The following is a 23360-nucleotide window of genomic DNA, read 5'->3' on the forward strand; positions in this document are numbered from 1 at the left end:
TCATTCAGACTGCGATCGCACGCAGCAATTCGGTTTCGAGCTGGATCTGCAGGCGGTTGTCGGACAGGCCGGCGCCCGCGAGCAGGAAGATGTCTTCGACGCGCTCGCCGAGCGTATTGATCCGCGCCGCATGGACGCCGATCCGATGTTCGGCGAGTACGCGCGCGATCGAATAGAGAAGGCCCGGCCGGTCGTTGGCGGACACGGACAGGATGTAGTACTGACCACGCTCGTCGGCCCGCAGGTCGACGCGCGGCGTGATCGGGAACGTCCGGGACAGCCTCGACAGGCGGCCCTTCGACGGTTCCGGCAGCGATGCGGTTTCGGCGAGCCGCGTCGCGAGCTGCTGCTCGACGAGATTCGCGATGTCGCGGTAACGCACGTCGCGTTCGGTCTGCGTGACGATGAAGTTGTCGAGCGCGTAGCCGTGCCGCGTCGTGCTGACGCGCGCATCGAGCACCGACAGCCCGTTGCGGTCGAAATACGCGCAGATGCCCGCGAACAGGTCGGGGCGATCCTTCACGTACACGAGCACCTGCAGCGCGTCGCCGATCGGCGACGGCCGCGCGCGGACGATCGCGGTTTCGGCGTTCACGTGCCGGTACAGCACGCGCGTCTGCCACGCGATGTCGGCCGCGTCGTGACGCAGGAAGAAGCCGACGTCGAGCTGATCCCACAGCGCGCGGTGCGCGTCGTCGGGCACGGTTTCCAGGCGCAGCAGCGCGAGCGCCTGCTCCTGTCGCGACTTCAGCTCCGAATGCGCGTCGGGGTTCGCGCCGCCGAGCACCGCGAGCGTGATGCGGTACAGATCCTCGAGCAGCTTGCCCTTCCACGTGTTCCACACCTTCGGGCTCGTGCCGCGGATATCGGCGACGGTCAGCAGGTAGAGGGCGGTGAGGTAGCGTTCGTTACCGACCACCTCGGCGAAGCGCTTGATGACTTCGGGGTCGCTCGTGTCCTGTTTCTGCGCGACCTGGCTCATCGTCAGGTGATGCTGGACGAGCCACACGATCAACGCCGCGTCGTCGCCGGCGATGCCGTGCTCACGGCAGAAGCGTCGCGCGTCGGCCATCCCGAGCGTCGAGTGATCGCCGCCGCGGCCCTTCGCGATGTCGTGGAACAGCGCCGCGACATACAGCACCCACGGGCGCTCGAAGTTGCCGATCAGCTGGCTGCAGAACGGGTATTCGTGCGCATGCTCGGCCACCGCGAAGCGGCGGATGTTGCGCAGCACCATCAGGATGTGCTGGTCGACCGTGTACACGTGGTACAGGTCGTGCTGCATCTGGCCGACGATACGGCGGAAATTCAGCAGATAGCGGCCGAGCACGCTCGTCTGGTTCATCAGCCGGAACGCGTGCGTGATGCCTTCGGGCTGCTGCAGGATGCGCATGAACGTGGCGCGGTTCTGCGGATCGCGGCGCCACGTGTTGTTCATGATTTCGCGCGAGTTGTACAGCGCACGCAGCGTGCGGGCGGACAGGCCCTTCACGCCGCGGGTCGTCTCGTACAGCAGGAACGCTTCGAGGATCGCGTCGGGATGGCGTTCGAACACGCCGTCGTCGACGATCTCGAGCATCCCCTGTTTCTCGACGAAGCGATCGGCCGACAGCACGCGCGTGATGCCGCTCGTCGCGGGGAACAGCTGCGCCTCGATGTTCTGGATCAGGATCGTCGCGAGCTGCGTGACGGCTTTGGCCGCCCAGTAGTAGCGGCGCATCAGCTGCTCGCTCGCGCGCTTGGCCTGCGTCGGCTGGTAGCCGAAGCTCTCGGCGGCCTGCGTCTGCAGGTCGAACACGAGCATGTCCTGGCGGCGCCCGGCGATCACGTGCAGCCGCGCGCGCAGCGTCTTCAGGAAGCCTTCGTTGCGGCGCAGCTCGCGCGCTTCGCGGTCGGTGATGAGGCCGCGCGTGTCGAGTTCGCGCCAGCTGCTGCCGAAGCCGGCGGCGCGCGCGATCCACAGGATCGTCTGCAGGTCGCGCAGCCCGCCGGGGCTTTCCTTCACGTTCGGTTCGAGGCTGTACGGCGTGTCCTGGAACTTCGCGTGGCGCTGGCGCATCTCGAGCACCTTCGCGGTGAAGAACGCGCGGGCGTCGAGCGCTTCGTGGTAGCGCACGGTGAAGCGCTCGAACAGCGCGGTGCTGCCGACGATGCGGCGCGCTTCCAGCAGCGAGGTCTGCACCGTGACGTCCTGCGACGCCTCCTCGATGCACTGCGCGACCGTGCGCACGCTGCTGCCGATCTCGAGGCCGAGATCCCACGCCATCCCGATGAAGCGCTCGATGCGCGCGTCGAGCGCCGCGTCGTGCGCATCCGGCAGCAGCACGAGGATGTCGACGTCGGAATAGGGCGCGAGCTCGCCGCGCCCGTAGCCGCCGACGGCGACGAGCGCGAGCGTCGCGGGCAGTCCGCATTCGTCCCACACGCGCTTCAATGCATCGTCGGTGAGTTTCGACAGCGCGTGCATCAGCGACGCGACGTTCGCCGCGTGGCGAAAGCGCTCCAGCATCTCCGTCTTGGCGGCCTTGAATTCGGCGCGCCGCGACAGCGCTTCGGGCGAGGGGGCAGCGTGAGCGCTCATGGGCGGCCGTTCAGGTGCGGAGTGGGGCGGGCTGGCGCGACGGCGCTCAGACGGCGGCGGCCGGTTGCGCGAACACGGGGCGCGCCGGCGTGCCGGCCGACACGGTCAGCACTTCGTAACCGGTTTCGGTGACGAGCACCGTGTGCTCCCACTGCGCGGACAGGCTGCGGTCGCGCGTCTTGACCGTCCACTGGTCGGGCATCGTGCGGATGTCGCGCTTGCCGGCGTTGATCATCGGCTCGATCGTGAAGATCATCCCGGCCTTCAGTTCGATGCCGGTGCCCGGGCGACCGTAGTGGACGACCTGCGGGTCCTCGTGGAACACCGTGCCGATGCCATGGCCGCAGTATTCGCGCACGACGCTGTAGCCCTGTGCCTCCGCGTGCTTCTGGATCGCGTAGCCGATGTCGCCGAGGTGCGCGCCGGGCTTGACCTGGTCGATGCCGAGCCACATGCATTCGTAGGTGGTCTGCACGAGGCGCTTCGCGAGGATCGAACCCTCGCCGACGATGAACATCCGGCTGGTGTCGCCGAAGTAGCCGTTCTTGATCACGGTGATGTCGATGTTCAGCGCGTCGCCGTTCTTGATCACCTTCTCGCCGGGAATGCCGTGGCAGATCACGTCGTTGACCGAAATGCAGGTGGCCTTCGGGTACGGCGGATAGCCGGGCGGCTGGTAGTTCAGCGGCGCGGGGATCGTGCCTTGCTCGTTGAGCATGAACTCGTGGCAGAGGCGGTCGAGTTCGGCGGTCGTGACGCCCGCGACGACGTGCGGCGTGATGAAGTCGAGCACTTCGCTCGCGAGACGGCAGGCGACGCGCATCTCCGCGATATCGTGTTCGTTTTTGAGCGTAATAGCCATCGAGGTATGCCTGGAATGCGGTGAATTGACGGATTATCGCACCTTATGGCGGGCCTCGCAGCCCCTGCCGGCCGCGCGGATGCGGGTTTTCGCGGATTGTCCGGCCCGCCGCCGCGCGGCAAGCGGAAGTGCCGCGCGACTTGAGAGCGGACAAATCCGCGTGCTATACTCTTTGGCTAAGTCGATATCCAAATTTGCCGTTGTGCCCCATTTCGGGGCGGCATCGCGGTGAAAGGCTTACGGCACGGGCGTTTTGCACGTGCCGAATCGCAAGCCGGCGCAACCAGGGTGCCGTCCGTGCGGAATCCACGTCCTTCGAGGCGGGTTCGCGCGGCGGTACGGCAGCCGGCTTAAGACCCAACCCTCGTGGAGAATTTACATGGCAGTTACGATGCGCCAAATGCTGGAAGCGGGTGTCCACTTCGGTCACCAGACGCGCTTCTGGAACCCGAAGATGGCTCCGTTCATTTTCGGTCACCGCAACAAGATTCACATCATCAACCTCGAAAAGACGCTGCCGATGTTCACGGACGCACAGAAGTACGTGCGCCAGCTGGCAGCGAACCGCGGCACGATCCTGTTCGTCGGCACGAAGCGCCAGTCGCGTGACACGATCGCCCAGGAAGCGCAACGTGCGGGCATGCCGTACGTCAACGCACGCTGGCTCGGCGGCATGATGACCAACTTCAAGACGCTGAAGGTATCGATCAAGCGCCTGAAGGACATGGAAGCAGCCGTCGAATCGGGCGAAACCGAGAAGATGAGCAAGAAGGAAGCGCTGCTGTTCGAACGCGAAATCGCCAAGCTGCAGAAGTCGATCGGCGGCGTGAAGGACATGGGCGGCATTCCGGACGCAATTTTCGTCGTCGACGTCGGCTACCACAAGATCGCCGTCACGGAAGCGAACAAGCTGGGCGTGCCGGTCATCGCCGTGGTTGATACGAACCACTCGCCGGAAGGTGTGGATTACGTGATCCCGGGTAACGACGACTCGAGCAAGGCAGTCGCGCTGTACGCCGAAGGCGTGGCCGACGCGATCCTCGAAGGCCGCGCGAATGCGGTCAACGAAGTGGTCCAGGCCGCACGCGGCGACGACGAGTACGTCGAGGAAAACGCGTAACTGGCCCCGAGCCGGCGCAAAAAGGGGGCTCTCAACAGGCCCCCTTTTTTTAAGCTTGTGCGCCGGACCTGATCGCGCCGAATCGGCGTGGGTCCGGAAACGAATCTCGGCCGTTCGCGTCCAAGCGGGCGGCGTTGTGAATACAGACTCAAGGAGCGAATGATGGCGGCAATTACCGCAAGCATGGTGGCAGAACTGCGCGCGAAGACCGACGCACCGATGATGGAGTGCAAGAAGGCGCTGACGGAAGCCGACGGCGATCTGGCCAAGGCTGAAGAACTGCTGCGCGTCAAGCTCGGCAACAAGGCGAGCAAGGCCGCATCGCGCGTGACGGCAGAAGGCGTCGTCGCATCGTTCGTCGGCGGCAACGCAGGCGCGCTGGTCGAACTGAACTGCGAAACCGACTTCGTCGCGAAGAACGACGACTTCCTCGCGTTCTCGAAGACGGTCGCGGAACTCGTCGCGACGCAGAACCCGGCCGACGTGGCCGCGCTGTCGGCGCTGCCGCTCGAAGGCTCGACCGTCGACGCAGTGCGTCTGGCGTTGATCGGCAAGATCGGCGAGAACGTGTCGATCCGCCGTTTCGTCCGTTTCGAAACCGCGAACAAGATCGCCACGTACCTGCACGGCGCGCGTATCGGCGTGATCGTCGAGTACACGGGTGCGGAAGAGCAGGTCGGCAAGGACGTCGCGATGCACATCGCCGCGATGAAGCCGGTCGCGCTGTCGTCGGCCGACGTGCCGGCTGAACTGATCGAGACGGAGCGCCGCGTCGCCGAGCAGAAGGCCGCGGAATCGGGCAAGCCGGCCGAAATCGTCGCCAAGATGGTCGACGGCAGCGTCCAGAAGTACCTGAAGGAAGTGTCGCTGCTGAACCAGACGTTCGTGAAGAACGACAAGCAGACGATCGAGCAGATGCTGAAGGCAGCGAATGCGACGGTGCAGAAGTTCGCGCTGTTCGTCGTCGGCGAAGGCATCGAGAAGCGCCAGGACGACTTCGCCGCCGAAGTGGCCGCGCAAGTCGCAGCAGCAAAGCAGCAGTAAGCAGTCAGGCAGCATCCGCGGCGGGCGTCCGCTCCGCCGCGGCCGGCGGCGCCGCCGGCCGGCCGGGAACCCCGGTCCGGTCGTCGGCGCTTGCCCGAATCAGTATTTCGCCCCTACAGTTCGTGGTTGTCATCCTCTCGTCGCTCGGAAGCCCCTATGTCCAATGCCTATAAACGCGTCCTCCTCAAACTCTCCGGCGAAGCGCTGATGGGCGACGATGCCTTCGGCATCAATCGCGCGACGATCGAACGGATGGTGGCCGATATCGCCGAAGTCGTGCGTCTCGGGACGCAGCTCGCGGTCGTGATCGGTGGCGGTAATATTTTCCGTGGTGTCGCGGGTGGCGCGGCCGGCATGGACCGCGCGACGGCCGACTACATGGGGATGCTGGCGACGATGATGAACGCGCTGGCGCTGCAGGACGCGATGCGCCACGCCGGCATCGAGGCGCGCGTGCAGTCCGCGCTGCGCATGGACCAGGTCGTCGAGCCGTACATCCGGCCCCGCGCGATCCGCCAGCTCGAGGAAGGCCGCGTCGTGATCTTCGCGGCCGGCACCGGCAACCCGTTCTTCACGACGGATACCGCCGCCGCGCTGCGCGGTTCGGAAGTGGGCGCCGAAGTCGTGCTGAAGGCGACCAAGGTCGATGGCGTATATTCTGCCGATCCGAAGAAGGATCCGTCGGCCACGCGTTACACGACGATCAGCTTCGACGAGGCGATCAGCCGCAACCTGCAGGTGATGGACGCGACGGCGTTTGCGCTGTGCCGCGACCAGAAGCTGCCGATTCGCGTGTTTTCGATCAACAAGCCGGGCGCGCTCAAGCGCATCGTGCTGGGCGAGGACGAAGGTACGCTCGTCCACGTGTAAACTCCCGCGGATGCGGGCGACCGGCCGCGGCGCGCGACATGCGCCGGGCGGGGCCCGTGTTCTTTGAAGGTTTGAAGGTTCGGAGGTTGAAATGAGTGTCGCTGATGTCAAGAAGGGCGTCGAGCAAAAGATGCAGCGCTCGATCGAAGCGTTCAAGAACGATCTGGCCAAGATCCGTACGGGCCGTGCACACACCGGTCTGCTCGATCACGTGCAGGTCGACTACTACGGCTCGATGGTGCCGATCTCGCAGGTCGCGAACCTGACGCTCGTCGACGCGCGCACGATCGGCGTGCAGCCGTGGGAAAAGAACATGGTCGCGAAGGTCGAGAAGGCCATCCGCGAAGCCGATCTGGGCCTGAACCCGGCAACGACCGGCGACCTGATCCGCGTGCCGATGCCCGCGCTGACGGAAGAGCGCCGCCGCGAGCTGACCAAGGTCGTGAAGAGCGAAGGCGAAACGGCCAAGGTCGCGATCCGCAACCTGCGCCGCGACGCGAACGAAGCGCTGAAGAAGCTCGTGAAGGACAAGGAAATCTCGGAAGACGACGAGCGCCGCGCGAGCGACGACGTGCAGAAGCTGACCGACAAGCACGTTGCCGAAATCGACAAGCTCGTGCAGACCAAGGAAGCCGAGATCATGACGGTCTGACGACCGTCCTCGCGCGCCGCCTTCTTCCCGCATTACTGTCTCAACGGCCATGACCTATACCAGCTCTACCGTTCGCGTGCCTGACGTCGGTGTCGTGCCGCGTCACATCGCGATCATCATGGACGGCAATGGCCGTTGGGCGACCGAACGCCGCTTGCCGCGCGTCGCGGGGCACACCCGCGGCGTCGATGCTGTGCGGGCGGTGGTCGAAGGCTGCGCGCGCGCCGGCGTCGAATACCTGACGCTGTTCGCGTTCAGTTCGGAAAACTGGCGCCGGCCGAACGACGAAGTGTCGTTCCTGATGCGGCTGTTCATCACCGCGCTCGAGCGCGAAGTGGGCAAGCTGCATGCGAACGGGATCCGCCTGCGTGTCGTCGGCGATCTCGACCGTTTCGAGCCGCGCATCCGCGAGCTGATTCGCCGCGCCGAAACCAAGACGGCGCGCAATACCCGTCTGACGCTCACCATCGCGGCCAACTACGGCGGCCGATGGGACATCCTGCAGGCGACGAAGAAGCTCGTCGAGCAGGCCGTGCGCGAAGGCCGCGAGGTCGAGGTGACCGAGGACGCATTCGCGCCGCACCTGGCGATGGCCTACGCGCCGGAGCCCGATCTCTTCATCCGCACCGGCGGCGAGCAACGCGTCAGCAACTTCCTGCTGTGGCAGCTCGCGTACGCCGAATTCTATTTCACCGACAAGTACTGGCCGGATTTCGACGGCGCGGCACTGGCCGACGCGATGGCGTCGTATACCGAGCGCGAGCGCCGTTTCGGGCGCACGAGTGCGCAGCTCGAACCGCAATCGCAGAACGCCGACTCCCTTTCATGTTGAAAACCCGTGTGATCACGGCGATCGTGATGCTGGCAGTGCTGCTGCCGGTGACGCTGTTCGCGCCGCTCGCCGGGTTCGGCGCACTGATCGGCGTCGTGCTGGTGTTCGCCGCGTGGGAATGGGCGCGCCTGCTGAAGCTCGGCGGCGCCGGTCCGGTCGTCTATGCGCTCGTCGCGGCGCTCGCGCTCGCGGCCACCGCGCCGCTCGGCGTCGATGCGGCTGCGTCCCGTCCCCTTTTCATGGCGGCCGGCGTGTTCTGGCTGCTGGTCGGCCCGTTCGCGCTGCGGCGCAAGCCCGCACTCGCGGGCGGCGTCTGGCGGCCGTTCCTGCTGGCCGCCGGCCTGGTCGTGTTTGCCGCCTGCTGGCACGCGCTCGTCGCAGCCCGCGCGCAGGGCGTGCCGTTCGTGCTGTCGCTGCTTCTCGTCGTCTGGCTGGCCGATATCGGCGCATACTTCGCGGGCAAGGCCTTCGGAAAGCGTAAACTGGCCATCACGATCAGCCCCGGCAAGAGCTGGGAAGGCGCGATCGGCGGCTGGTTCGCGGTGATGGTCGTCGCCGGTGTCGCGATAGCCGTGCACGCATTCGAACCGACCCTGTTTTCTGCATTTGCCGCGCGCTACGGGATGCCCGGTGCGTGGGCCGCGCTGACGCTGCTGGTTGCCTACAGCGTGATCGGCGACCTGTTCGAGTCGCTGCTGAAGCGGCAGGCGGGCGTGAAGGATTCGAGCGGACTGCTGCCGGGCCACGGCGGCGTGCTCGATCGTGTCGACGCGCTGCTGCCGGTGCTGCCGCTCGCGATGCTGCTGCTTGGTTAAACCATTATTCCTGTTATGCAAAAACGTCTGACATTGCTCGGTTCCACGGGCTCGATCGGAGACAGCACGCTCGACGTGGTCGCGCGCCATCCCGAGCGCTTCTCGGTCTACGCGCTGACCGCGCACCGCAACGGCGACAAGCTCGTCGAGCAGTGTCTGCGCTTCGCGCCCGAAGTGGCGGTGGTCGGCGATGCCGCAACCGCCGCGCACGTCGACGCGAAACTGCGCGCGGCGGGCAGCAAGACGGTCGTGCTGCACGGGCCGCAGGCGCTCGTCGACGTGTCGAAGAGCGACGGCTGCGACACGGTGGTCGCGGCGATCGTCGGCGCGGCCGGCCTCGCGCCGAGCCTGGCGGCCGCACGCGCCGGCAAGCGGATCCTGCTCGCGAACAAGGAAGCGCTCGTGATGTCGGGCGCGATCTTCATGGATGCCGTGCGCGACCATGGCGCGATCCTGCTGCCGGTCGACAGCGAACACAACGCGATCTTCCAGTGCATGCCGCGCGACGCGGCCGAGCACGGCGGGATCTCGAAGATCATCCTGACCGCGTCGGGCGGGCCGTTCCGCACGCGCGAGCCGGCCACGCTCGTCGACGTGACGCCGGACGAGGCGTGCAAGCACCCGAACTGGGTGATGGGCCGCAAGATCTCGGTCGATTCCGCGACGATGATGAACAAGGGCCTCGAGGTGATCGAGGCGCACTGGATCTTCGGGCTGCCGGGCGACCGGATCGACGTGCTGATCCATCCGCAGAGCGTGATCCATTCGCTCGTATCGTACCGCGACGGCTCGGTGCTCGCGCAGCTCGGCAACCCCGACATGCGCACGCCGATCGCCCACGCGCTCGCATTCCCCGAGCGCGTCGATGCGGGCGTCGACCAGCTCGACCTCGCGCAGATCGCCCAGCTGTCGTTCGAGAAGCCCGATTACGCGCGCTTCCCGTGCCTCGCGCTCGCGCTGAAGGCACTCGAGGAAGGCGGTATCGCGAGCGCCGCATTGAACGCGGCGAACGAAGTGGCGGTCGAAGCATTTCTCGAGCGCCGGATCGGCTTCATGGCGATCGCGGCGACGGTCGACGCCGTGCTCAACACGCTGCCGAACCGCGCGCCCGACGGGCTCGACGACGTCCTCGCGGCGGATGCCGAGGCTCGCCGCCTCGCCGCCGCGATCATTGCGAAAGCGCCTGCGCCACGCGTGGAGCGTACTGTCTGAATGGGGTGCTCATGAACGTGCTGGTCGAACTGGTCGCGTTTGCGGTGGCGATCGGGGTACTGGTCGTCGTGCATGAGTACGGACATTATCGCGTCGCGCGCTGGTGCGGCGTGAAGGTGCTGCGTTTCTCGATCGGCTTCGGCCAGCCCATCGCGCGCTGGGTCAGCCGCAGGACGGGCACCGAGTGGACGCTGTCCGTGCTGCCGCTCGGCGGCTACGTGAAGATGCTCGACGAGCGCGATCCGGGCCCGGGAGGCATTCCGCCCGAGGCGCTCGGCCAGGCATTCAACCGCCAGTCGGTCTACAAGCGCATCGCGATCGTCGCGGCCGGGCCGATTGCAAACTTCCTGCTGGCAATCGCACTGTTTTCCCTCGTATTCGCCACCGGCGTGACCGAGCCGACCGCGATCGTCGCGCCGCCGGCCGCCGGCACCGCGGCGGCCCGCGCGGGCTTCGACGGCAGCGAGACGGTCGTGTCGATCCGCAACGCGCAGGGCGGCGAGTCCGAGCCGGTGCGATCGTGGTCGGACCTGCGCTGGAAGCTGCTGTCGGCCGCGTTCGACCATCGCGAGGTCGTGCTCGGCGCGCGCGACGGCAATGCGACGTTCGACTTCCGCGTCGACCTCCGCAACGTGCCCGACAGCCAGCTCGACGACGACTTCATGGCCCATCTGGGCTTCGAGGCCGGCGGCGGCACGTTGTCGGTCGCGTCGGTGCAGCCGGGCAGCGCGGCGGAGCAGGCCGGCCTGAAGGTCGGCGACAAGCTGGTCGCGCTCGACGGCAAGCCGATCGGCGGCGCGGCGCGTTTCATCGATACGGTGAAGCACCATGCGGGCCAGCCGCTCGAGCTGCGGATCGAGCGCAATGGCGCCGCACAGACGGTGTCGATCGTGCCGCAGATGCAGCGTGACGACGAATCGGGGCAGCAGATCGGCCGCATCGGCGCGGCGCTGTCGATGCACGCGCCATCGGTGGACGTGCGCTACGGGCCGATCGAGAGCCTGCGGCTCGGCGCGCACCGCACGTGGGACATTTCCGTGTATTCGCTGAAGATGTTCGGGCGGATGATCACGGGCAACGCGTCGCTGAAGAACCTGTCCGGCCCGGTGACGATCGCCGACTACGCAGGCAAGAGCGCGCGACTCGGTCCGTCGGCGTTCCTGTCGTTCCTCGCCCTTGTCAGCATTAGCCTTGGCGTCCTGAACTTGTTGCCGATTCCCGTTTTGGACGGGGGGCATCTGTTATATTATGCGGTTGAAGCCGCGACCGGGAAAGCCGTCTCGGAGCGCTGGCAGCTGATTCTGCAAAGAGCCGGGTTGATCTGCATCGTCGCGTTGTCGGCGATCGCGCTGTTCAACGATCTGGCTCGGTTAATCCATTTCTGAAGCGTCAGGCGGCGGCCGCTGGCCAGCCGCCCGATTTGATGCAGCTAAATATTGGGGATGCATGTTGTTCAAACCTCATCGCTTTGTACCTAAGACAGTTGCAGCGGCCGCGCTCGCCGCGCACGGCCTCGCGGCGCATGCAGCGGCACCGTTCGTGGTGCAAGACATCAAGATCGAGGGGCTGCAGCGCGTCGAAGCGGGTTCGGTGTTCGCCTATCTGCCGATCAAGCAGGGCGATACCTTCACGGACGACAAGGCATCCGAAGCAATCCGCGCGTTGTACGCGACGGGCTTTTTCAACGACGTGCGCGTTGCCACGCAGGGCAACGTCGTCATCGTGCAGGTGCAGGAGCGTCCGGCCATCGCGTCGATCGACTTCACCGGCACGAAGGAATTCGACAAGGACAACCTGACGAAGGCGCTGCGCGCGGTCGGCCTCGCCGATGGCCGCTACTACGACAAGGCGCTCGTCGACAAGGCGGAGCAGGAGCTCAAGCGCCAGTACCTGACGCGCGGCTTCTATGCGGCCGAGGTCAAGACGACGATCACGCCGGTCGACGCGAACCGCGTGTCGATCCTGTTCGCGGTGGCCGAAGGCCCGAGCGCGAAGATCCGCCAGATCAACTTCATCGGCAACAAGGCGTTCAGCACCAGCACGCTGCGCGACGAGATGCAGCTGTCGACGCCGAACTGGTTCTCCTGGTACACGAAGAACGACCTGTACTCGAAGGAAAAGCTCACGGGCGACCTCGAGGCCGTGCGCTCGTACTACCTGAACCGCGGCTACCTCGAGTTCAACATCGAGTCGACCCAGGTGTCGATCTCGCCGGACAAGAAGGACATGTACCTGACGGTCACGCTGCACGAAGGCGAGCCGTACACGGTGTCGGGCATCAAGCTGTCGGGCAACCTGCTCGATCGCGAGGCCGAACTCAACAAGCTGATCAAGATCAAGCCGGGCGACCGCTTCTCGGCCGAAAAGCTGCAGCAGACCACCAAGTCGATCGTCGACAAGCTCGGCGAATACGGCTACGCATTCGCGACCGTCAACGCGCAGCCGGACATCGACCAGGCGAACCACAAGGTGAACCTGAACCTCGTCGTCGATCCGAGCCGCCGCGTGTACGTGCGCCGCATCAACGTGGTCGGCAACACGCGCACGCGCGACGAAGTGGTGCGCCGCGAAATGCGTCAGCTCGAAAGCTCGTGGTTCGACTCGAACCGCCTCGCGCTGTCGAAGGACCGCGTGAACCGCCTCGGCTACTTCACCAACGTCGACGTGACGACGGTGCCGGTCGAAGGCACGAACGACCAGGTCGACGTGAACGTGAAGGTCGACGAAAAGCCGACCGGCGCGATCACGCTGGGCGCCGGCTTCTCGTCGACGGACAAGGTCGTGCTGTCGGCCGGCGTGTCGCAGGACAACGTGTTCGGTTCGGGTACGAGCCTGTCGGTGAACGTCAACACCGCGAAGAGCTACCGCACGCTGACCGTCACGCAGGTCGACCCGTACTTCACGGTCGACGGCATCAAGCGGATCACCGACGTCTTCTACCGCACGTACCAGCCGCTCTACTATTCGACGAGCTCGAGCTTCCGGATCATCAGCGCGGGCGGCAACCTGAAGTTCGGCATTCCGTTCTCGGAAGTCGACACCGTCTACTTCGGCGCGGGCTTCGAGCAGAACCGCCTGGACGTCGATTCGAACACGCCGCAGAGCTACCAGGATTACGTGAACGAGTTCGGCCGCGTGTCGAACACGGTGCCGCTGACGGTCGCATGGTCGCGCGACGCGCGTGACAGCGCGCTGATTCCGAGCCGCGGCTACTTCACGCAGGCGAACATGGAGTACGGCGTGCCGGTCGGCAAGATCCAGTACTACAAGGCCGACCTGCAGGCGCAGTACTACTATTCGTTCTCGCGCGGCTTCATCCTGGGCCTGAACCTGCAAGGCGGCTACGGTAACGGTATCGGCAACCCGTACCCGATCTTCAAGAACTACTACGCGGGCGGTATCGGCTCCGTGCGTGGCTACGAGCCGAGCTCGCTGGGCCCGCGCGACACGAAGACGAACGACCCGATCGGCGGTTCGAAGATGCTGGTCGGCAACATCGAACTGACGTTCCCGCTGCCGGGCACGGGTTACGACCGCACGCTGCGCGTGTTCACGTTCCTCGACGGCGGTAACGTGTGGGGCAATGCGCCGGGCGGCACGAGTACGGGCGCCAACGGCCTGCGTTACGGCTACGGTGTGGGTCTCGCGTGGATCTCGCCGATCGGCCCGCTGAAGCTGAGCCTGGGCTTCCCGCTGCAGAAGCACGAAGGCGACCAGTACCAGAAATTCCAGTTCCAGATCGGGACGGCGTTCTGACCGAACGCATGACAACAGCAACGAGAGGGTAATTTTGCTAACCGGTAAGTTTTCGAAACGAGTGATGTGCGCGCTGACCGTTGCGCTGGCCCTGGGCGCGGCAACGGTGCACGCACAGGACGTCGCCCGCATCGCGGCGGTCAATTCGGATCGGATCCTGCGCGAGTCGGCGCCCGCTAAGGCGGCGCAGACGAAGCTCGAAGCCGAGTTCGCGAAGCGTGACAAGGATCTGCAGGACCTGGCGGCGCGTCTGAAGTCGATGTCCGATTCGCTGGACAAGAACGGCGCGTCGCTGTCGGCGGCCGATCGCGCGCAGAAGCAGCGCGATCTGGCGCAGCTCGACACCGACTTCCAGCGCAAGCAGCGCGAGTTCCGCGAAGACCTGAACCAGCGTCGCAACGAAGAGCTGGCGGCCGTGCTGGAAAAGGCGAACAAGGTCATCAAGCAGATCGCCGAGCAGCAGAATTACGACCTGATCGTGCAGGAAGCCGTGTACGTCAGCCCGCGCATCGACATCACCGACAAGGTGCTCAAGGCGCTCGCGTCCGGCTCGACGAACTGAACGGAGCAGACGACGAATGGCATTGACGCTTGAGGAACTCGTAAAACGGTTCGGCGGCGAGATCGCCGGCGACGCACAGTGCAAGGTGGGCGGGCTCGCACCGCTCGACCAGGCGGGCCCTCAGCAGCTCGCGTTCCTCGCGAACCCGAAGTACCTGTCGCAGGTCGAGTCGACCCGCGCCGGTGCGGTCCTGATCGCACCGAAGGATCTGGAAAAGCTGGGTGCGGCCGCTCAAGGCCGGACGGCCGGCCCCCGCAACTTCATCGTGACGCCGAATCCCTACGCGTACTTCGCGCGCGTCGCGCAGATGTTCATCGATCTCGCCACGCCGCCGCGCGCGGCCGGCGTGCATCCGAGCGCGACGATCGATCCGGCCGCGAAGGTCGCCGCGACCGCGGTGATCGGCCCGCACGTGACGATCGAGGCCGGCGCGGTGATTGAAGACGGCGTGCAGCTCGACGCGAACGTGTTCGTCGGCCGCGGCACGACGATCGGCGCCGGCTCGCACTTTTATCCGAACGCATCGGTGTACCACGGCTGCAAGGTCGGCCCGCGCGCGATCGTCCATGCGGGCGCCGTGATCGGCTCCGACGGCTTCGGCTTCGCACCGGATTTCGTCGGCGACGGCGACGCGCGCACCGGCAGCTGGGTCAAGATCCCGCAGGTCGGCGGCGTGACGATCGGCCCGGACGTCGAAATCGGCGCGAACACGACGATCGATCGCGGCGCGATGGCGGATACCGTCATCGAGGAATGCGTGAAGATCGACAACCAGGTCCAGATCGGCCACAACTGCCGGATCGGCGCGTATACGGTGATCGCCGGCAGCGCCGGCATCGCGGGCAGCACGACGATCGGCCGCCACTGCATGATCGGTGGCGCGGCCGGGATCGCCGGCCACGTGACGCTCGGCGACTATGTGATCATCACCGCGAAGTCGGGCGTATCGAAGTCGTTGCCGAAGGCCGGCATCTATACCAGCGCGTTTCCGGCCGTCGACCACGGCGAATGGAACAAGAGCGCCGCGCTCGTGCGCAACCTCGACAAGCTGCGCGAGCGCATCAAGGCGCTCGAAGCCGCGCTCGCCGCCCAGGGCGGCACCGACGCCTGAGCGCATCATGCGAGACCACGAACCGGGCACGGCCAGCGCAACCGGCCCGGTTTGCCAGACGGGGCCGCGCGGCGGCCCGCTTCAGCCTTTGCATCACCACCGCGCAGCCTCTGCGTGAGACGAACCATCATGAGCACTGAAAAAATCAATCTCGACATCCACAAGATCCTCACGCTGCTGCCGCATCGCTACCCGATTCTGCTCGTCGATCGCGTGCTCGAACTCGAGCCGCACAAAGGGATCAAAGCGCTGAAGAACGTGTCGATCAACGAGCCGTTCTTCCAGGGGCATTTCCCGAAGCGGCCGGTGATGCCGGGTGTGCTGATCCTCGAGGCGCTTGCTCAGGCCGCGGCGCTGCTGACGTTCGCGGAAGAGCAGCCGAAGGATCCGGAGAACACGCTGTATTACTTCGTCGGGATCGACGGCGCGCGCTTCAAGCGCGTGGTTGAACCGGGCGACCAGCTGATCCTGAACGTGACGTTCGAGCGCTACATCCGCGGCATCTGGAAGTTCAAGGCGGTGGCGGAAGTGGACGGCAAGGTGGCGGCGGAAGCCGAACTGATGTGCACGGTCAAGACGGCCGACGCGGCGCCCTGAGCGACGCGGCACGCATGGGTAACATCACGCGAACAACGCGACACATCATATCGAGAGGCAACGGCGCATGACCAGGATTCATCCTACCGCGATCGTCGAACCGGGCGCGCAGATCGACGAATCGGTCGAGATCGGCCCGTACGCGATCGTCGGCCCGCACGTCACGATCGGCGCGCGCACGACGATCGGCTCGCACAGCGTGATCGAAGGCCATACGACGCTCGGCGAGGACAACCGCATCGGCCATTACGCGTCGGTCGGCGGCCGTCCGCAGGACATGAAGTACAAGGACGAGCCGACGAAGCTCGTGATCGGCAACCGCAACACGATCCGCGAATTCACGACGATCCACACGGGCACCGTGCAGGACGTCGGCGTGACGACGCTCGGCGACGACAACTGGATCATGGCCTACGTGCACATCGGCCATGACTGCCGCGTCGGCAACAACGTGATCCTGTCGAGCAACGCGCAGATGGCCGGTCACGTCGAGATCGGCGACTTCGCGATCATCGGCGGGATGTCGGGCGTGCACCAGTTCGTGCGCATCGGCGCGCACTCGATGCTGGGCGGCGCGTCGGCGCTCGTGCAGGACATCCCCCCGTTCGTGATCGCTGCCGGCAACAAGGCCGAGCCGCACGGGATCAACGTCGAAGGGCTGCGCCGGCGCGGCTTTTCGGCCGATGCGATCTCGGCGCTGCGCAGCGCGTACCGCGTGCTGTACAAGAACGGCCTGTCGCTGGAAGAGGCGAAGGTGCAACTGCGCGAACTCGCGGAAGCGGGCGGCGACGGCGATGCACCGGTGACGGCGCTCGTCGAGTTCATCGACGCGTCGCAACGCGGCATCATCCGCTAAGCGATGCCGCTCCCGACCAATCAGCTGCGACTCGCGATGGTGGCCGGCGAGCCGTCGGGCGACCTGCTCGCGGCATCGCTGCTCGGCGGGCTGCGCGAGCGGCTGCCCGAATCGGCCCAGTATTACGGGATCGGCGGGCAGCGCATGATCGCGCAGGGCTTCGACTCGCACTGGCAGATGGACAAGCTGACCGTGCGCGGCTATGTCGAGGCGCTGGGCCAGATTCCCGAGATCCTGCGGATTCGCGGCGAACTGAAGCGCCAGCTGCTCGCCGAGCGTCCGGCCGCGTTCATCGGCGTCGACGCACCCGATTTCAACTTCAACGTCGAGCAGGCCGCGCGCGACGCGGGCATCCCGTCGATCCACTTCGTGTGCCCGTCGATCTGGGCGTGGCGCGGCGGCCGCATCAAGAAGATCGCGAAGTCCGTCGACCACATGCTGTGCCTGTTCCCGTTCGAGCCGGCGATCCTCGACAAGGCCGGCGTCGCATCGACCTACGTCGGTCATCCGCTCGCCGACGAAATCCCGCTCGAACCCGACACGCACGGTGCGCGCATCGCGCTGGGTCTGCCGGCCGACGGCCCCGTGATCGCGGTGCTGCCGGGCAGCCGGCGCTCGGAGATCGCGCTGATCGGCCCGACGTTCTTCGCGGCGATGGCGTTGATGCAGCAGCGCGAACCCGGCGTGCGGTTCGTGATGCCGGCCGCGACGCCCGCACTGCGCGAACTGCTGCAGCCGCTCGTCGACGCGCACCCGCAGCTCGCGTTGACGATCACCGACGGCCGCTCGCAGGTCGCGATGACGGCTGCCGATGCGATCCTCGTGAAGAGCGGCACCGTCACGCTGGAAGCCGCACTGCTGAAGAAGCCGATGGTGATCTCGTACAAGGTGCCCTGGCTGACCGGGCAGATCATGCGCCGGCAGGGCTACCTGCCGTATGTGGGTTTGCCGAACATTCTCGCGGGGCGCTTCGTCGTGCCCGAACTGCTGCAGCATTTCGCGACGCCCGAGGCGCTCGCCGATGCGACGCTCACGCAGCTGCGCGACGACGCGAACCGCCGCACGCTGACCGAAGTGTTTACCGAAATGCATCTGTCGCTGCGGCAGAACACGGCCGCGAAGGCGGCCGAGGCCGTCGTGCGTGTGCTCGAGCAACGCAAGGGGCGCGCATGACCGCGGTCCGTGCACCACGCCGCCGTGCGTCGAGCGACGTGCAGGGCGGTTTCGACTTCAGCCGTCCGGACGAGATCGTCTGCGGCGTCGACGAAGCCGGCCGCGGCCCGCTCGCGGGGCCGGTAGTCGCCGCCGCGGTGATCCTCGATCCGGCACAGCCGATCGACGGGCTCGACGATTCGAAAGTGCTGTCCGCGAAGAAGCGCGACGCGCTGTACGACCTGATCGTCACGCGTTCGCACGCGTATTGCGTCGCGTCGGCGAGTGTCGACGAGATCGATACGCTGAATATCCTGCATGCGACGATGCTCGCGATGAAGCGGGCCGTCGAAGGCTTGTCGGTACTGCCGACGCTCGCGCAGATCGACGGCAACCGCTGCCCGACGCTGAGCGTGCGTGCCGAGGCGATCGTCAGCGGCGACGCGCTCGTGCCGAGCATCTCGGCCGCATCGATCCTCGCGAAGGTCACGCGCGACCGGATGCTGGTCGACCTGCACGAACGCTTCCCGGTGTACGGCTTCAACGTGCATGCGGGCTACGGCACCGCGAAACACCTTGCCGCACTCCGCGAGCACGGCCCGTGCGAAGCGCATCGGCGCTCGTTCGCGCCGGTTCGTGCGGCGCTTGACCTGATTCGATGAAAAGCATCACATCCCGCGACAATCCGCTGTACAAGCGCCTGAAGGCGCTCGCGGGTTCGACGCCCCATCAGCGCCGCAGCGGCCAGGCGCTGCTCGAAGGCTTCCATCTGGCAAGCGCGTACCTCGATACGGGCGCGACGCCCGAGCTGTGCGTCACGACCGAAGGCGCGCTCGGCCACGCCGAGGCGCAGGCGATCGTCGCACGCATCGACGCGCAGCGGATCGTCACGCTGCCGGACGCGCTGTTCGGGCAGTTGTCGAACGTCGTCAACGGCGTCGGCTTCCTGCTGCTGGTCGACCGGCCGGCGCACCCGCTGCCCGAACGCGTGACGCACACGTCGGTCGTGCTCGACGGCGTGCAGGATGCCGGCAACGTCGGCTCGATCCTGCGCAGCGCGGCGGCGGCCGGCGTGCGTCACGTGTTCTGCGCGCCGGGGACGGCCTATGCGTGGTCGTCGAAGGTGCTGCGCTCGGGCATGGGCGCGCATTTCCTGCTGTCGATCCATGAGGACGTCGAAGCTGAGGCGCTGGCCGAACGCCTCGACGTCCCGGTCGCGCTGACCGACTCGCACGGCGCGCAGGCGGTCTACGACTGCGACCTGTCGGGGCCCGTCGCCTGGGTGTTCGGCAACGAAGGTGCCGGCGTGTCGGCATTCTGGCGCGACGCGGCCGCGCATCGCGTGACGATTCCGCAGCCGGGCGGGATGGAGTCGCTGAACGTGGCGGCGGCCGCCGCGGTGTGCCTGTTCGAGCAGGTGCGGCAGCAGCGGCCGGCGTGACGCCGCGCGCGGTGCATGTGCCGTAAAACGAAACAAGGCCGCGTTTGACGCGGCCTTGTTGTTTTCGGCGACGGCTTGACGGCCACCAGCGCTTCCGCGCTCAGTACGACTGCCGGTCGAGCCGGATTTCCTGCAGGATCGTCGTCGCGATTTCCTCGATCGACTTGTGCGTCGACGACAGCCACTTGATCCCTTCGCGGCGCATCATCGCTTCGGCCTCGTTGATCTCGTAGCGGCAGTTCTCGGGGGCCGCGTACTTGCTGCCCGGCCGGCGCTCGTTGCGGATCTCCGACAGGCGCTGCGGGTCGATCGACAGCCCGAACAGCTTCTCGCTGTACGGCGCCAGCGCCGACGGCAGCTTGCCGCGTTCGAAGTCTTCCGGAATCAGCGGGTAGTTGGCCGCCTTCACGCCGTACTGCATCGCGAGATACAGGCTCGTCGGCGTCTTGCCGCTGCGCGACACGCCGACGAGGATCACGTCGGCCTCCGACAGGTTGCGATTCGACTGGCCGTCGTCGTGCGCGAGCGAGAAGTTGATCGCCTCGATCCGCGTCTTGTATTCCTCGGTGTCCGCGTTCTGGTGGCCGCGGCCCATCGCGTGGCTCGACTTGAGCTCGAGTTCCTGCTCGAGCGGTTCGACGAAGCGCTGGAACATGTCGAGCACGAGCGCGTTCGAGCGTTTGACGATGTCGTTCGACTCGCTGTCGACGAGCGTCGTGAACACGATCGCGCGACGGCCGTCGTGCACGGCGGCTTCGTTGATCTTTTCGACGGTCGCATAGGCCTTGTCGAGCGAGTCGACGAACGGCACGCGCACGAGACGGAATTTCTGGTCGAACTGGGAGAGGATCGAGTGCGCGAAGGTTTCGGCAGTGATCCCGGTGCCGTCGGAGACGATGAATACGGTAGGCAGCATGAATCTGGACGTCGAGCGTGAAGGGCAGTTGCGCGGGCGGCTGGAGGCGAGCCTCCAGACCCAGTGACAAGGTCGCGCCACATCCGGCAGCCGGCACGGTAGAATAGCGGCAACCTGTTGGATAAGCAATTGCGGGGGCAGGGCGCGAACGGCGCCCCGTGGCTGGGCCGCGCGATTCCGAAACTCCCGGCAAGTCTGGCGATTTGTCTGAAAATATCGCCCTTCTGCCGGGATTTTTGCAAATCGGGTCGGAAGATTTCCGCCGCTGCGAGTGTTTATCTAACAGGTTGCGCAAGACGCGCCGCGCCTTTTTGCAGGCGCCCGCGTTCGAGCCCACTTGCGCGATCGAGCATTTTTTTCACACTTAGGGGCTTGTATGACTAACGCAGCAAACGTCGCAAAGGACCAGGCGTATGTAATTCCGTTCGAGCAGTTGCGGATGACCGATGTGGAAATCGTGGGCGGCAAGAATGCGTCGCTCGGCGAGATGATCAGCCAGCTTTCCGAAGCAGGCGTTCGCGTACCCACCGGTTTCGCCACGACCGCGCTCGCATTCCGCGATTTCCTCAAGCACAACGACCTCACCGATCGCATCGCCAAGCGTCTCGAGTCGCTCGACATCGACGACGTGAAGGCGCTCGCCGAAGCCGGTGCCGAAATCCGTAAATGGATCGTCGACGCACCGCTGCAGCCGCGCCTGGAGCAGGAAATCCGCGCGCAGTTCGAAGTGCTGAAGAACGGCTCGCCGAGCGAGCTGTCGTTCGCGGTGCGCTCGTCCGCGACCGCGGAGGATCTGCCCGACGCATCGTTCGCCGGCCAGCAGGAGTCGTATCTGAACGTCGTCGGTATCGACGACGTGCTCGACCGCATGAAGCACGTGTTCGCGTCGCTGTACAACGACCGCGCGATCTCGTACCGCGTCCACAAGGGCTTCACGCACGCCGAAGTCGCGCTGTCGGCCGGTGTGCAGCGCATGGTCCGCTCGGACGTCGGCGCTGCCGGCGTGATGTTCACGATCGATACCGAATCGGGCTTCAAGGACGCCGTGTTCATCACGTCGAGCTACGGCCTGGGCGAAACCGTCGTGCAGGGCGCGGTGAACCCGGACGAGTTCTACGTGTTCAAGACGACGCTCGCGCAGGACAAGTACCCGATCATCCGCCGCTCGATCGGCTCGAAGCTGATCAAGATGGAATTCACGCAGCCGGGCGAGCCGGGCCGCGTGAAGACGGTCGACGTGCCGCACGAGCAGCGCAACCGCTACTCGATCACGGACGAAGACGTGATCGAGCTGGCGAAGTACGCGGTCATCATCGAGAAGCACTACCAGCGTCCGATGGACATCGAGTGGGGCAAGGACGGCCGCGACGGCAAGATCTTCATCCTGCAGGCACGTCCGGAAACGGTGAAGAGCCAGGCATCCGGCAAGGCCGAGCAGCGCTTCAAGCTGAAGGGGCAGTCGCAGGTGCTCGCGACGGGTCGTGCGATCGGTCAGAAGATCGGCGCAGGCCCCGTGCGCGTGATCCAGGATCCGTCGGAAATGGAACGCGTGCAGCCGGGCGACGTGCTGGTGGCCGACATGACCGACCCGAACTGGGAGCCGGTGATGAAGCGTGCGGCGGCGATCGTCACGAACCGTGGCGGCCGCACCTGCCACGCGGCGATCATCGCGCGTGAGCTTGGCGTGCCGGCAGTCGTCGGCTGCGGCGATGCGACCGACATCCTGAAGGACGGCGCGCTCGTCACCGTGTCGTGCGCGGAAGGCGACGAAGGCAAGATCTACGACGGGCTGCTCGAGACGGAAGTCACGGAAGTGCAGCGCGGCGAGCTGCCGGAAATCCCGGTCAAGATCATGATGAACGTCGGCAACCCGCAGCTCGCGTTCGACTTCTCGCAACTGCCGAACGGCGGCGTGGGTCTCGCGCGTCTCGAGTTCATCATCAACAACAACATCGGCGTTCACCCGAAGGCGATTCTCGAGTACCCGAACATCGACCAGGACCTGAAGAAGGCGGTCGAGAGCGTGGCGCGCGGCCACGCGTCGCCGCGTCAGTTCTACGTCGACAAGCTGACGGAAGGCGTCGCGACGATCGCGGCGGCGTTCTATCCGAAGCCGGTGATCGTGCGTCTGTCCGACTTCAAGTCGAACGAGTACAAGAAGCTGATCGGCGGTTCGCGTTACGAGCCGGACGAGGAAAACCCGATGCTGGGCTTCCGCGGCGCGTCGCGCTACATCGCCGAGGACTTCGCGCAGGCGTTCGAGATGGAATGCCGTGCACTGAAGCGCGTGCGTGACGAGATGGGCCTGACCAACGTCGAGATCATGGTGCCGTTCGTGCGGACCGTGAAGCAGGCGGAGCGCGTCGTCGGCCTACTCGAGAAGTTCGGCCTGAAGCGCGGCGAAAACGGCCTGCGCCTTGTGATGATGTGCGAAGTCCCGACCAACGCGATCCTCGCCGAAGAGTTCCTGGAACACTTCGACGGTTTCTCGATCGGCTCGAACGACCTCACGCAGCTCACGCTCGGCCTCGACCGCGATTCGGGTATGGAACTGCTGGCAGTCGACTTCGACGAGCGCGACCCGGCCGTCAAGTTCCTGCTGAAGCGTGCGATCGATACCTGCCGCAAGATGGGCAAGTACGTCGGTATCTGCGGCCAGGGCCCGTCCGATCACCCGGACTTCGCGCAATGGCTGACGGACGAAGGCATCGTGTCGATCTCGCTGAACCCCGACACGATCATCGATACGTGGCAGGCGCTCGCCGCCAACCGCAAGTAACGAGTCGTGATGCAACTTCGACGAAAGGGCGGTCCGCCGCGCTTTCGTTGAAGGCAAAATGCAAGGTTCGTGCTATAAACACCCCGGTAAGCACCGGGGTGTTTTTTTTCGTCGGTACTCGCCGGGCCGCCCCAAGAGTGCCGACCGCTTCGCACAGCCGCGAGCGCAGCGAATATAGTGAGCATCGGGGACGTTTTTCTGG

The 23360-nt window shown here is 65.8% G+C and carries 20 protein-coding genes; 17 read left to right on the top strand and 3 right to left on the bottom strand.

Annotated features, from left to right (window positions below):
* Nucleotides 1–4 precede the first annotated feature (4 nt).
* A complete protein-coding gene (locus tag BLS50_RS14820) occupies nucleotides 5–2581 on the bottom strand; it encodes a [protein-PII] uridylyltransferase (protein ID WP_074802517.1) in 2577 nt (858 codons plus the stop codon).
* 46 nt (nucleotides 2582–2627) lie between these two features.
* Complete coding sequence (map, locus tag BLS50_RS14825; RefSeq protein WP_012328760.1) at nucleotides 2628–3443, bottom strand: type I methionyl aminopeptidase; 816 nt, start codon at nucleotides 3441–3443, stop codon at nucleotides 2628–2630.
* A gap of 379 nt (nucleotides 3444–3822) precedes the next feature.
* Here map and rpsB point away from each other — a divergent pair, with 379 nt between their 5' ends.
* The 16 genes from rpsB (at nucleotide 3823) to BLS50_RS14910 (ending at nucleotide 19463) form a co-directional block, all read left to right on the top strand.
* On the top strand, nucleotides 3823–4563 hold the full coding sequence (gene rpsB / locus BLS50_RS14835; protein WP_011352461.1) for a 30S ribosomal protein S2: 741 nt from the start codon (nucleotides 3823–3825) through the stop codon (nucleotides 4561–4563).
* Between the two features lie 162 nt (nucleotides 4564–4725).
* Nucleotides 4726–5607 (top strand): translation elongation factor Ts, encoded by an 882-nt coding sequence (gene tsf, locus BLS50_RS14840; protein WP_027805697.1) that lies wholly within the window; start codon nucleotides 4726–4728, stop codon nucleotides 5605–5607.
* A gap of 156 nt (nucleotides 5608–5763) precedes the next feature.
* Nucleotides 5764–6477: a UMP kinase gene (gene pyrH, locus BLS50_RS14845; RefSeq protein WP_006402648.1), complete on the top strand. Its 714-nt coding sequence runs from the start codon at nucleotides 5764–5766 to the stop codon at nucleotides 6475–6477.
* Nucleotides 6478–6568: 91 nt separating this feature from the next.
* On the top strand, nucleotides 6569–7129 hold the full coding sequence (gene frr, locus BLS50_RS14850) for a ribosome recycling factor (RefSeq protein WP_006478492.1): 561 nt from the start codon (nucleotides 6569–6571) through the stop codon (nucleotides 7127–7129).
* Between the two features lie 49 nt (nucleotides 7130–7178).
* Nucleotides 7179–7961 (top strand): polyprenyl diphosphate synthase, encoded by a 783-nt coding sequence (uppS, locus tag BLS50_RS14855; protein WP_006478494.1) that lies wholly within the window; start codon nucleotides 7179–7181, stop codon nucleotides 7959–7961.
* Complete coding sequence (locus tag BLS50_RS14860; protein ID WP_074802518.1) at nucleotides 7955–8776, top strand: phosphatidate cytidylyltransferase; 822 nt, start codon at nucleotides 7955–7957, stop codon at nucleotides 8774–8776. Before uppS ends, BLS50_RS14860 begins: the two co-directional genes overlap by 7 nt.
* Before the next feature lie 15 nt (nucleotides 8777–8791).
* Nucleotides 8792–9988 (top strand): 1-deoxy-D-xylulose-5-phosphate reductoisomerase, encoded by a 1197-nt coding sequence (locus BLS50_RS14865; protein WP_006483824.1) that lies wholly within the window; start codon nucleotides 8792–8794, stop codon nucleotides 9986–9988.
* Nucleotides 9989–9999: 11 nt separating this feature from the next.
* On the top strand, nucleotides 10000–11373 hold the full coding sequence (rseP, locus tag BLS50_RS14870) for an RIP metalloprotease RseP (RefSeq protein ID WP_074802519.1): 1374 nt from the start codon (nucleotides 10000–10002) through the stop codon (nucleotides 11371–11373).
* 61 nt (nucleotides 11374–11434) lie between these two features.
* Entirely contained in the window at nucleotides 11435–13744 is a 2310-nt protein-coding gene (gene bamA, locus BLS50_RS14875) for an outer membrane protein assembly factor BamA (RefSeq protein ID WP_034196349.1), read from the top strand.
* Nucleotides 13745–13808: 64 nt separating this feature from the next.
* Nucleotides 13809–14306 (top strand): OmpH/Skp family outer membrane protein, encoded by a 498-nt coding sequence (locus BLS50_RS14880; RefSeq protein WP_011549544.1) that lies wholly within the window; start codon nucleotides 13809–13811, stop codon nucleotides 14304–14306.
* Nucleotides 14307–14322: 16 nt separating this feature from the next.
* The gene (gene lpxD / locus BLS50_RS14885) at nucleotides 14323–15417 is read left to right on the top strand and encodes a UDP-3-O-(3-hydroxymyristoyl)glucosamine N-acyltransferase (RefSeq protein ID WP_011549545.1); all 1095 of its coding nucleotides are present in this window, start codon (nucleotides 14323–14325) and stop codon (nucleotides 15415–15417) included.
* 129 nt (nucleotides 15418–15546) lie between these two features.
* Complete coding sequence (fabZ, locus tag BLS50_RS14890; RefSeq protein ID WP_006495559.1) at nucleotides 15547–16014, top strand: 3-hydroxyacyl-ACP dehydratase FabZ; 468 nt, start codon at nucleotides 15547–15549, stop codon at nucleotides 16012–16014.
* A 67-nt stretch (nucleotides 16015–16081) separates the two neighbouring features.
* Entirely contained in the window at nucleotides 16082–16870 is a 789-nt protein-coding gene (gene lpxA, locus BLS50_RS14895) for an acyl-ACP--UDP-N-acetylglucosamine O-acyltransferase (RefSeq protein WP_006478502.1), read from the top strand.
* Nucleotides 16871–16873: 3 nt separating this feature from the next.
* Nucleotides 16874–18043 (top strand): lipid-A-disaccharide synthase, encoded by a 1170-nt coding sequence (gene lpxB, locus BLS50_RS14900; RefSeq protein ID WP_027813227.1) that lies wholly within the window; start codon nucleotides 16874–16876, stop codon nucleotides 18041–18043.
* Nucleotides 18040–18684 (top strand): ribonuclease HII, encoded by a 645-nt coding sequence (gene rnhB, locus BLS50_RS14905; protein ID WP_006478505.1) that lies wholly within the window; start codon nucleotides 18040–18042, stop codon nucleotides 18682–18684. Before lpxB ends, rnhB begins: the two co-directional genes overlap by 4 nt.
* Complete coding sequence (locus BLS50_RS14910; RefSeq protein ID WP_074802520.1) at nucleotides 18681–19463, top strand: TrmH family RNA methyltransferase; 783 nt, start codon at nucleotides 18681–18683, stop codon at nucleotides 19461–19463. Before rnhB ends, BLS50_RS14910 begins: the two co-directional genes overlap by 4 nt.
* 100 nt (nucleotides 19464–19563) lie before the next feature.
* Here the strand turns inward: BLS50_RS14910 and ppsR are convergent, their stop codons facing one another.
* Nucleotides 19564–20379 (bottom strand): posphoenolpyruvate synthetase regulatory kinase/phosphorylase PpsR, encoded by an 816-nt coding sequence (gene ppsR / locus BLS50_RS14915; protein WP_011549549.1) that lies wholly within the window; start codon nucleotides 20377–20379, stop codon nucleotides 19564–19566.
* 376 nt (nucleotides 20380–20755) lie between these two features.
* Here ppsR and ppsA point away from each other — a divergent pair, with 376 nt between their 5' ends.
* Nucleotides 20756–23158, top strand: coding sequence for a phosphoenolpyruvate synthase (gene ppsA, locus BLS50_RS14925; RefSeq protein WP_006478508.1), 2403 nt, complete (start codon nucleotides 20756–20758; stop codon nucleotides 23156–23158).
* Nucleotides 23159–23360 lie beyond the last annotated feature (202 nt).

Source organism: Burkholderia orbicola (assembly GCF_900100915.1).
In the GTDB taxonomy this organism is placed as follows: Bacteria; Pseudomonadota; Gammaproteobacteria; order Burkholderiales; family Burkholderiaceae; genus Burkholderia; species Burkholderia orbicola.

What these genes read in the sequence shown, in the direction of transcription:
- BLS50_RS14820 (WP_074802517.1), bottom strand. Translation starts at nt 2,581, where the DNA reads ATGAGCGCTCACGCTGCCCCCTCGCCCGAAGCGCTGTCGCGGCGCGCC.
- map (WP_012328760.1), bottom strand. Translation starts at nt 3,443, where the DNA reads ATGGCTATTACGCTCAAAAACGAACACGATATCGCGGAGATGCGCGTC.
- rpsB (WP_011352461.1), top strand. Translation starts at nt 3,823, where the DNA reads ATGGCAGTTACGATGCGCCAAATGCTGGAAGCGGGTGTCCACTTCGGT.
- tsf (WP_027805697.1), top strand. Translation starts at nt 4,726, where the DNA reads ATGGCGGCAATTACCGCAAGCATGGTGGCAGAACTGCGCGCGAAGACC.
- pyrH (WP_006402648.1), top strand. Translation starts at nt 5,764, where the DNA reads ATGTCCAATGCCTATAAACGCGTCCTCCTCAAACTCTCCGGCGAAGCG.
- frr (WP_006478492.1), top strand. Translation starts at nt 6,569, where the DNA reads ATGAGTGTCGCTGATGTCAAGAAGGGCGTCGAGCAAAAGATGCAGCGC.
- uppS (WP_006478494.1), top strand. Translation starts at nt 7,179, where the DNA reads ATGACCTATACCAGCTCTACCGTTCGCGTGCCTGACGTCGGTGTCGTG.
- BLS50_RS14860 (WP_074802518.1), top strand. Translation starts at nt 7,955, where the DNA reads ATGTTGAAAACCCGTGTGATCACGGCGATCGTGATGCTGGCAGTGCTG.
- BLS50_RS14865 (WP_006483824.1), top strand. Translation starts at nt 8,792, where the DNA reads ATGCAAAAACGTCTGACATTGCTCGGTTCCACGGGCTCGATCGGAGAC.
- rseP (WP_074802519.1), top strand. Translation starts at nt 10,000, where the DNA reads ATGAACGTGCTGGTCGAACTGGTCGCGTTTGCGGTGGCGATCGGGGTA.
- bamA (WP_034196349.1), top strand. Translation starts at nt 11,435, where the DNA reads ATGTTGTTCAAACCTCATCGCTTTGTACCTAAGACAGTTGCAGCGGCC.
- BLS50_RS14880 (WP_011549544.1), top strand. Translation starts at nt 13,809, where the DNA reads ATGTGCGCGCTGACCGTTGCGCTGGCCCTGGGCGCGGCAACGGTGCAC.
- lpxD (WP_011549545.1), top strand. Translation starts at nt 14,323, where the DNA reads ATGGCATTGACGCTTGAGGAACTCGTAAAACGGTTCGGCGGCGAGATC.
- fabZ (WP_006495559.1), top strand. Translation starts at nt 15,547, where the DNA reads ATGAGCACTGAAAAAATCAATCTCGACATCCACAAGATCCTCACGCTG.
- lpxA (WP_006478502.1), top strand. Translation starts at nt 16,082, where the DNA reads ATGACCAGGATTCATCCTACCGCGATCGTCGAACCGGGCGCGCAGATC.
- lpxB (WP_027813227.1), top strand. Translation starts at nt 16,874, where the DNA reads ATGCCGCTCCCGACCAATCAGCTGCGACTCGCGATGGTGGCCGGCGAG.
- rnhB (WP_006478505.1), top strand. Translation starts at nt 18,040, where the DNA reads ATGACCGCGGTCCGTGCACCACGCCGCCGTGCGTCGAGCGACGTGCAG.
- BLS50_RS14910 (WP_074802520.1), top strand. Translation starts at nt 18,681, where the DNA reads ATGAAAAGCATCACATCCCGCGACAATCCGCTGTACAAGCGCCTGAAG.
- ppsR (WP_011549549.1), bottom strand. Translation starts at nt 20,379, where the DNA reads ATGCTGCCTACCGTATTCATCGTCTCCGACGGCACCGGGATCACTGCC.
- ppsA (WP_006478508.1), top strand. Translation starts at nt 20,756, where the DNA reads ATGACTAACGCAGCAAACGTCGCAAAGGACCAGGCGTATGTAATTCCG.